Here is an 8,002-nt window from a genome sequence, read left to right as displayed (position 1 = left end):
GGTCCGGGTTAGGGTGGGGTCCCCCTCCGGTCCCCTCCCCTTAGCAAGGTCCGGGTTAGGGTGGGGTCCCCCTCCGGTCCCCTCCCCTTGGCAATGGGAGGGTTAGGGTGGGGTCCCCCTCCGGTCCCCTCCCCTTGGCAAGGTCCGGGTTAGGGTGGGGTCCCCCTCCGGTCCCCTCCCCTTAGCAAGGTCCGGGTTAGGGTGGGGTCCCCCTCCGGTCCCCTCCCCTTGGCAAGGTCCGGGTTAGGGTGGGGTCCCATTTTTGAACCTTGAAAAAAGAACATAAGAACTGGGGAAGAATGACTGAAGTGGTTACTCCGAAATTCCCCCATCCCCGCCCATCTCCCTCATCCGAGTAACCAATAGGTCATCATTTCTCCTCTTCCTTTCACCTCAACCAATCCGCGTTGCTCGAAATGGAACTGATGTTTTAACCGTTCGTAGACGGTTTCTGTGACTTGAATTTTCCCAGGAATGCCTGATGATTCCATGCGAGAGGCGACATTAACGGCATCTCCCCACAAGTCATAACTAAACTTTTTCACACCAATCACGCCAGCGACGACGGGTCCGGTGTTGATGCCGATTCTAATTTGAAGAGTGGGGCCATAGCGGGCTTGAAATGTGGCGATACTAGATTGCATTTCTAAGGCCATTTGAGCGATCGCCTCGGCAGAATTAGGGTGTTTAACGGGTAATCCCCCGACTACCATATAGGCGTCACCTATGGTTTTAATTTTCTCTAATCCCAGTTTGTCGCTGAATTTGTCAAAGGTTGAGAAAATTTCATTCAGTAAATTGACTAACTCCGTCGGTTGCATTTGGGCACAAAGGGGAGTAAATCCGACAATATCGGAAAATAAAATGGTCACTTCATCAAATTGTTCAGCAATGGCACTGGTATCGGTTTTTAAGCGGTCTGCAATGGATTTTGGTAAGATATTTAATAATAATTTTTCAGTTTGTTCTTGACTTTGTTGCAAGGCAATATCGGTAATTTTTCGCTCTAACTCAGCACCGGCCCTTGCTGCAAAAATTTTCAAGACGAGCTTGCGGGTTTCGTCATCAACCATCGGGTGGGTATCGAGCACGGCAATATGACCAATCACATCCCCTGTCGTGTCAATTAAGGGGATTCCGGCATAGCTTCGCGCCTTCAAATCAACTAAATCGGCATCATCGGGAAAACGAGCAATAATGTTTTCGGGGTAGCAATAATATTGTCCGTTGGTAATCACTTCATCGCAGGGGGTTCCTGCTAAATCATACTCTAAGTTTTCCGAAAAGTTTTGGTCTTTCCAAAAGGATAACATCCGAACCCGGGTTTTTTGCGGGTTCGCACATTCGGTGATAAAGGCATAGCTAATTCCCAAGATTTCCGCCAAATATTGAACGCAAGATTGGAAAAATTCTTGTCCAGTTTTGGAAGCAGTGCCTTCAACAATGAGTTTGAGAGCTTCTTCTCGACGTTTGCGATCGCTGATATCTCTGACAACACAGAGAACTGAGTCCAAGGAAATGGGGGAAATGCTTGCACATACTTCTATTTGAGTTTGGCCGAGGGTCAAACTATATTCGACTTCCCGAGTTTCTTTTCGCGCTAAAGCTTCTCGAATTTCTACTAATAAAAGCTGGGCCGTTTCTTCGGGTAGTACATCATGAATTGTTTTACCCAAGATATCTTTAGCCGGTTGGGAAAGGAGTTTGGTATTGGTGTTTGCAAATTTTAGATACTGTCCCTGAGCATCTAAAACATAAATTAATTCATTCATGCTTTTAATCAGGGCCAGCAATTCGCTTTGAGATGCTTCTAAATCAGCTTGGGCTTTTTTTAGGCCGGTTACCGTCCCCTGCAATTCTTCATTTTTAAGTTTTAATTGTTGTTGGAGGGTTTTTAAATTGAGTTGGGTTTTAACTCGGGCTAAAACTTCTTCGAGTTGAAAGGGTTTGGTGATGTAATCGACCCCTCCGGATTGAAAGGCTTTAAGCTTATCCTCAACTTCATTTCCAGCGCTCAAAAAAATGACGGGGACATCGCTTGTTTTAGGGTCAAGTTTTAGCTGTTCACAGACTTCATATCCCCCCATTTCCGGCATATTGATATCTAAAAGAATTAGGTCAGGAGGAATCATTTTAGAGGCTTTTAATGCGTGTTTTCCATTAGTAGCTTTACGAATTGAGTATCCTTGACTAGATAAAAAGTTCGCTAAAAATCGGATATTTTCTAGCTTGTCGTCTACAATTAAAATATTACCTAGTTCTAGATTGCTTTGAGAGTCAGGCATAACTTTACCTAAAAATAAGTTGATTATCAATTTGGAATTCTGGAGAGTTGAGTAAAACCCTGTTAATATCCATTTTTTATCAAGGTCAAAACTCGGAGAATCACTCCGTTGGCACTATAGATAATCAAGAATTCACTACATCTTTCGCCATGCTTACTTGAAGAGCCAGAAAGCTCGCTGAATTTGTGACCAATCATTTAGGATTGCGATAGACTTAATTGATTAAGGTTAATTCAATCTGTTTTTTGATTACTTCTACAAGTTTTTCTATATTAAAAGGCTTAGGAATATAGTCTACTCCTCCAAATTGGATAGCTTTTCTTTTTTCTGAACTATCATCATTTGCGCTCACAAATATGATAGGAATATCAGCCGTATCGGGATGGGATTTAATCAGCTGACAGAGTTCAAAGCCACTCATCTCTGGCATTTGAACATCTAATAAAATGAGATGGGGTTTAGAGGCCTTGATTGCAGTCAATGCCATACTCCCATTGAGGGCTTTTCGGGTTTGGTATCCCCGCTTGACTAAAATTCGGGAGAGTAGACGAATGTTATCGAGAACATCATCCACAATTAAAATAGTAATGGGATTTGCTAAATCCGGGTGGGGGGTTAGGGATTGATTAACCATCAGATTTAAGTCGATAGAGTGGGGGAATGAGGTTGCGCCAATTCCATCAGGCGATCGAATTGGTAGTTTTCTAAGAGATGGGTTAAAGTTTCAATCAGATCCGAATGTTCCGATGGAATACTATTCAGGAGTTCTAAAGCCAGGGTATCGCTACCTTGGGCGACGGCATTATAAAATTGCTGCACCCAATTGGCTGGCATAAAATCTAGGACATCAGCCTCTAGTTGACAATCCGGTTCTTTATCCTGTGAACTGGGACGAATGGCCGGATTTTTTGTCTCCTGATAAGAGTATTTTGCTCCTAGATAGTGGGAGAGAGTCTCTAGGATTTCTTCTCTACGGAAGGGTTTACTGACGAAGTTATCGCAACCCACTTGCAAACACTCTTCTCGATTTTCTGAAAAGGCACTGGCAGTAATGGCAATAATCGGAGGAACGGGAGGTAAAGCACTGGATGAGTGGTTGAGGTGGAATTGTTTAATCCGTTGGGTTGCCTCATATCCATCCATCTTGGGCATATGCATATCCATGAAAATCAGGTGGGGATGCCACTGTTGCCAAGCGGCGATCGCCACTTCCCCATTTTCCGATTCCTGAACTTCCACTCCGATATCCTTCAACAAAGTTACTAATAACAATCGGTTAATTGGGTTATCTTCCACCACCAAAATTCGATAGCTCGGTTGTCCAGGTGCTAAACAAACCGCACCATCGAGGTCACAACTATCTTCCATTCCTGACCCCTGAACCAAACCCACGGGAATCTCAAATTCAAAGCTACTGCCTTCGCCTACATTACTCGTAACCGTAATGATTCCTCCCATTAATTGCACAAATTTCTGAGAAATTCTCAGTCCTAAACCTGTTCCTTCTTGGGATTGCCGCCCTACCCGAGTTTGCTGAAATGCCTGAAATAGATCTTTAAGGTCTTCGGAACTGATTCCAGGACCCGTATCCTCTACTTCAAAGTGCAAAATAGATTGATATGGGGTTTCCAGTGGCGGTGTCAATTTTGGTCGGGATATCCGCAGGATTACCCGCCCAGTATCGGTAAATTTAATGGCATTTCCCAGAAGATTAATCAGCACCTGACGCAATTTATTTTCATCCCCTTGAATAAATTGCGGTAGGGTAGATTCTAGCTCAAATTTCAGGCTTAAGCCTTTAGATTTGGCTTTGAGTTGCAGCATCGATTCCAAGCTGTAAACCAGTTTGGGCAGGTCGAATTCCCGCTCATTCAAGGTGACTCGCCCCGCTTCAATTTTCGACATCTCCAAGACATCGTTAATCAACGCAAGTAAATGTGCACCACTTTTGTTGATAATGTCAATATATCCTTGATGTAGTGTCGTCAGAGAACTATCTCGTTGCATCAGCTGAGTAAACCCTAAAATTGCATTCAGCGGTGTTCTCAGTTCATGGCTCATATTCGCTAAAAATTCACTTTTAGCTCGGTTAGCGGCGTTGGCGGCTTCAGCGTTGCGATGCAATTCTTCGGCTTGTTTTTGGGTTTTAGCAAACAGTTCGGCTTGTTGGACGGCGACGCCGAGTTGATTACCAATTTGGGTAACAATTTTGACTTCTGCCTCTTTCCAATCTCGGGGACCACTATTTTGATACACTCCCAGCAAGCCCCAGAGTGTACTTCCACAAAAAATGGGGGCAATGACATAAGCCCGGGCGTTTAATTTCTCTAAGAAATCCAAATAGCAGGAGCTAAAACCTGCTGTGTAAATATCGGAAATGTAACAAAACATCTCTTTTTGACGATAAATTCCCCCTTCCTGTTCTTGCAGGTAAGTGTCTTTAATCAAGAAATTCGATGAATTCATTTGAGTGAGGACACAACCCGGTTCATCCGTGGTGACTTGAGTGAGGATAGGATCGTCTGCTTGTTCCGGTAATAATACATCCCAACAGGCGGCAACAGACTCGGAGACTAATGCGCCACTCCAATCGGGATTAAAGCGATAAATCACGACGCGATCGCAGTCAACGGCTTGCCGCAGTTCGTTAGTGGTGGCATGAAAAATTGTCTCCAAATTCAAACTTTTTCGCATCCGTTGGATAATTAGGGAAATGGTTTTTTCCCGTTCTGCCATGACTCGTAGTTCGGCTTCTATATTAATCCGTTCTTGAATTTCTGTTTCTAAAGTCGAGTTGACTGCAACCAATTCGGCAGTACGCTTCTCTACCCTAAATTCTAACTCTTCATAAGCACAGCGTTTCTCTTCCTCAGCCCATTTCCGTTGCAGTTCCGTGGCGGCTCTGGCTGCAAAAACGCTCATAATAGCTCGGGCTTCATCCTGTGTCTCTAAGGGTTTTACATCCAGGATACAAAGGTTCCCGATCGCCTGTTGATTGCTATCTAATAAAGAAACACCCAGGTAGCTTTCTGCTCCAATTCCTTCCAGCAAGGGGTCATTCGGAAAATGTTCCCGCAATTTCTCTGAATAGCAGGCAAAGTCCTGATTATAAGCAATAAAATCGCAAGGTCTTCCGGTAAATTGATAATTAAAATTATTTCCCAACTTATCCCCGGCCCAGAAGCCCAAACTCTCCAAAGTTTGGTCCTGATTGTGACTTTTTTCAGAAACAATCACATACTGGACATTTAAAGCCTTGGCTAAGTTTTTAACTAGGGCCGGAAAAAAATCTTGTCCTGTCACCGATGCAGTTCCAGTCACCAAAGCTTGAAGTATTTCTTCCGTTCGTTGCCGTTTGGCAATTTGTTTCTCTAATTCCTGATTCACCACTTCGAGCTGTTCAGGGGTTCGCAGAGATAGAAATTGAGGCAGTAGTTCTACCAGTCGCAATGCCGTATAGCAAGAGACAAGGGCTGTGATTGCTCGCTCAATGCCCGAAATCCAATAATCTGGATGCCACAGGGTCCAAATATCTAATAAATGACCCACTCCGCAGAGGACAATAAAAGCTCCAAACATCGCAAATATGCTAGAAAAAGCAACGTCTCTGCGTTTGTAGATGAAGTAAATCAACATCGTGGGAATGGAAAAGTAGGCGATCGCAATCAGCGCATCGCTAACCAGATGCAGTGCAACAAGGGGAGTTTGCCAAAGGTAACAATGGCCGTGTGGAATATAGGAACGTGGGGTGAGCAGATTGTTCAAGAATTCCAGCACTGTTCTCTTCTCCTTGTAACTTTTCTTTAATCAATATCAAGTCAACATTTATAAAAACAGGAAGGGGAGTCTAGAGCGAGAGAGCTTCACTCTGATTTGAATCTCTTCTCCTGAACTTTCAAGAGAATTTTCAAACCAGGTCAGACTCTATCTAAGATGGAGCGGTCCGTTAGCACCTATCTCCTCGATGTTGGGTTTCCCCACCGTCCAGGAACCTCTGCACTCTGATCTTCTTTCGAGACTCAGATCTCTCTCCTGAGTCGATCCTGCCATTGGACAAGCGCGATCGCCACCCCCAATGGAACGTTAAGGCCGTAACTTAGGCATTTGAACAGGAATCTTAATGGGAAAGGGTCAATAACCCTTGTAAAATTAGGTAACTAATCAATTTGATGAAAGCAAAACAACTTCAGAGTTGGTTAAAAAGTGTTAAGTGTGGTTTCTCCTGACAGCCAATTGGAACAGACAACAGCTCAAAAACGTAGAAGAGGGGTTATTCTAAGCTCTCAGGGTGCTCAACGCTTACAAGCGGCGGAGCATTTGTCAGCCGCACGGGATAATGCTGGGCACCCCTATACCTTGGAAGAGTTAAGCGATCGCACGGGACTAAGTACAAAAACTTTGACCAAAGTCAGGCATCGCCAAAAGCCGGTAGATTCTGTTACCTTAGCAGACTACTTCACCGCATTTGGCCTTTCCCTCCAAAAAGAGGACTATATTAGCCAGGATCCAGATCCCGAGGCATCAATGGCAGCTTTAACGGGTTTACTGAGCACACCCCTCAAGGGACAGTTAGCCTTAGATTCCCCATTTTACATCTATCGATCCCCGGCGGAACAGCTTCTTAAGGCAGAGAGTTTGCAACCGGGTGCCTTAATTCGCATCCGAGCACCCCGACAATTTGGCAAAACTTCTTTGGTAGTGCGGGGATTTACTCCGGCAGAAGAAAGTGGATTTCGCATGGCGATCGTCAGTTTGCAACTAGCCGATAGTGAGGTGTTTGAAAGTTTAACCATATTTTTGCAATGGTTGTGTGTGATGGTCAGCCGCAGTCTGGGGTTAGCGAACCGCTTAGAAGAGTTTTGGAATCCGATGTTTGGCAGTAGCTATAGTTGCAATGATTATTTTGAAAGCTATTTGCTAACTGCGGATGAAAGCCCACTGTTGCTAGTTTTGGATGAAGTGAACTTAGTGTTTAACTATCCGAAGATTGCTACGGATTTTTTTGGAATGCTCCGCGCTTGGTATGAGCGATCGCGCCACAGTACCGAGGGGAGTGAACTCTGGCAAAAATTACGATTAGTCATTATCTATTCCACGGATGTTTTTCTGCCATTAACGGTGCATCAATCGCCGTTTAATGTCGGTTTATTAATTAGTTTATCAGCATTTACCTGGGAACAGGTTCAGGAGTTAGCGGTGCGTTATGGATTAACGCCTCCCACACTCTATGCCGATCGCGCGATCGCCCTTCTCGGAGGCCATCCCTACTTAACCCAATTGGCTTTTTTTCACTTAAGCCAAGAAACCGTTACCCTAGAGAGCTTGGTCGAAACCGTCACGACCCCCAGCAGTATCTTTGAGAGTCATTTACGACAACAATTCGCCTATTTAGAGCAGCACCCTGACCTCAAGGATGCCTGGGAATCGGTGATTTTAAGCAACAGTGGCGTGGAATTGCACCCGACCCAAGCGTTTAAATTGCAAGGATTGGGATTAATTAAATTTGAAAATCAGTTAGCCGTCCCCAGTTGTCTGCTGTATCAGACTTATTTTTCCCGATTTTTGAAGATTTAGTCTAGGGAGAGAAGGGGAACATAGAGCATTATTAAATTAGGTGAACAAACATACCGCCTCTTTTAGTAATTGGATTTTTTTTAAGAAGTGGTAGCATCGGGTGCATCCGATGTTTGGTCAGTCTGCCCTCATCCCCCGGAGCC

Annotated in this window: 4 protein-coding genes; 1 reads left to right on the top strand and 3 read right to left on the bottom strand. The window is 44.4% G+C overall.

What is annotated here, in order from left to right; all coding sequences use genetic code 11:
* Positions 1 to 347 precede the first annotated feature (347 nt).
* The 3 genes from J0895_RS07725 to J0895_RS07715 all read right to left on the bottom strand — a co-directional run bounded on the left by J0895_RS07725 (position 348) and on the right by J0895_RS07715 (position 6,062).
* Positions 348 to 2,285 carry an adenylate/guanylate cyclase domain-containing protein gene (locus J0895_RS07725; RefSeq protein WP_207087526.1) on the bottom strand — a complete coding sequence of 646 codons (1,938 nt, stop codon included), beginning with the start codon at positions 2,283 to 2,285 and terminating at the stop codon, positions 348 to 350.
* Positions 2,286 to 2,499: 214 nt separating this feature from the next.
* Entirely contained in the window at positions 2,500 to 2,919 is a 420-nt protein-coding gene (locus J0895_RS07720; protein WP_207087525.1) for a response regulator, read from the bottom strand.
* Between the two features lie 5 nt (positions 2,920 to 2,924).
* Positions 2,925 to 6,062: a GAF domain-containing protein gene (locus tag J0895_RS07715; RefSeq protein ID WP_207087524.1), complete on the bottom strand. Its 3,138-nt coding sequence runs from the start codon at positions 6,060 to 6,062 to the stop codon at positions 2,925 to 2,927.
* A 426-nt stretch (positions 6,063 to 6,488) separates the two neighbouring features.
* Between J0895_RS07715 and J0895_RS07710 the strand changes: the two genes are divergently transcribed.
* Positions 6,489 to 7,859 carry an AAA-like domain-containing protein gene (locus J0895_RS07710; protein WP_207087523.1) on the top strand — a complete coding sequence of 457 codons (1,371 nt, stop codon included), beginning with the start codon at positions 6,489 to 6,491 and terminating at the stop codon, positions 7,857 to 7,859.
* Positions 7,860 to 8,002: the final 143 nt, after the last annotated feature.

Source organism: Phormidium pseudopriestleyi FRX01 (genome assembly GCF_017313335.1).
Classification (GTDB): domain Bacteria; phylum Cyanobacteriota; class Cyanobacteriia; order Cyanobacteriales; family Laspinemataceae; genus Laspinema; species Laspinema pseudopriestleyi.
This window is presented reverse-complemented; position numbering and strand designations above follow the sequence as displayed.

What these genes read in the sequence shown, in the direction of transcription:
- J0895_RS07725 (WP_207087526.1), bottom strand. Translation starts at nt 2,285, where the DNA reads ATGCCTGACTCTCAAAGCAATCTAGAACTAGGTAATATTTTAATTGTA.
- J0895_RS07720 (WP_207087525.1), bottom strand. Translation starts at nt 2,919, where the DNA reads ATGGTTAATCAATCCCTAACCCCCCACCCGGATTTAGCAAATCCCATT.